The 1,509-nt window shown below is 60.2% G+C and carries 1 pseudogene; it reads right to left on the reverse strand.

Annotation, left to right across the window (positions count from 1 at the left end):
• A pseudogene (locus tag H928_RS0100540) lies at positions 1-1,509 on the reverse strand (DUF11 domain-containing protein); the annotation flags it as partial.

Genomic DNA, 1,509 nt, shown 5'->3' on the forward strand with positions numbered 1-1,509 from the left:
GTTGTTCGCAGTGTTGGACTCGTAGCTCTGCGTTGCTGCATTGATGGTCGCACTGATGTCGCCTTGGGCAGCGGTGAAAGTCACCGAGCAGCTCAGCGTCTCACTCACTGCCAAGGTCTTGGCTGCATCGCAAGTGGCGTTGATAGTGGAAGCACCATTACTGATCACCATGGCACAGCTGGCGTTGACCGCATTGGCCGGGCCGTTATTGGTACAGGTACCGGTGATGCTCACGCTTTGGCCGACCACCACAGCCGAAGCTGGGATGTTGGTGATCTGCGCTTGCATGTCGGCGACGGCGTTGGCAGTTTCAACCGAGCAAGTACCAGAGGCACAAGCTGCAGCAATGTCGCTGCTCACGGTATTGGTAATCTTGCCGTTGCTGGTCGCTGGGGCAAGCACTTCCACCGTGAACTCTACGGTCCGCTCACCGGCCACACCTTCGGCACTTTGCGCTGGCACCGTCACGCTTTGCTCGCAGGTGCTTCCTGCTGCTTCGCAGACCGGTGCTTGGCTCCAACCCTGGCTCTCGTTAGGAGTGAGGCCGCCTACAAAGCGGGTGCCCTCTGGCACGGTCTCGGTCAGCACCGTGGTGCCGGATGTACCACCCGTGTTGGTCACAACCATTGCGTAGGTCAGCTTGTCGCCAATCTGGGCTGCATAGTTGGCTGGCACAGCAGCGCTATTGACTTGCGCCAAGGTCTTGGTGATGTTCAGCGCCGCTGGCGTATTGACCTTGACGGTGGTGTTGGCAGTGTTGTTGCTTGGCGCTGCGTCGTACAAGTCATTGCTGGTAGCCACGCTCACGGCATAGTCACCAGCCGTGCTTGGCGTGAGCTTGGTAACGCAGGTGATGCTCTCACCCGAAGCCAAGCTCGCCGCTGGGCTGGTTGGTGTGCAGATTGCTGCCGATGCACCAGCTGGTGCGGTCACCACGCAAGTTGCGTTGATAGCGCTTTGTGGGCCGTTGTTTTTGCAAACGGCGGTATAGGTCAGCTCAACGCCGGTCGTGCTGGTCGTGCCTGGCGTCACCGTCACGGTGGCCTGCATGTCTGCATGCTGCGTGTCGGTGGTGACTTGGCAAGTCGTGCAGGTGCCCACCGAACTGGTGACGGTGTCCACGATGGTCGCGGTGCTGCCTGGGCTAGCAACGGTGATCGTGTACTGCACGGTGCTGGTTTGGTTCGCACTCACTGCCACCGTCTGGCTACAGGTGCTGGACGCCGCAGCACAACCTGCACTCCAACCCTCACCCGAGCCGGTGTAAGTGGTACCTGCTGGCACGGTCTGGCCCACATCGGTGCTACCTGCCGTGCCACCACTGTTGGTGACGCTGACGGTATAGGTCAGCACATCACCAGGCTTGGCCAGGTAGCCAGCGGGCACGGGGCTGCCATTGACCAAGGTCAGCACATTGGTGGTAGCCAGGCTAGCTGGCGTATTGCCCACCGTGGACTTGGTGTCGGTGTTGTTCGTAGTGTTGGACTCGTAGCTTTGCGTGGTCGTGTT

Source organism: Comamonas sp. B-9, from assembly GCF_000410635.1.
Lineage (GTDB): Bacteria > Pseudomonadota > Gammaproteobacteria > Burkholderiales > Burkholderiaceae_C > Comamonas.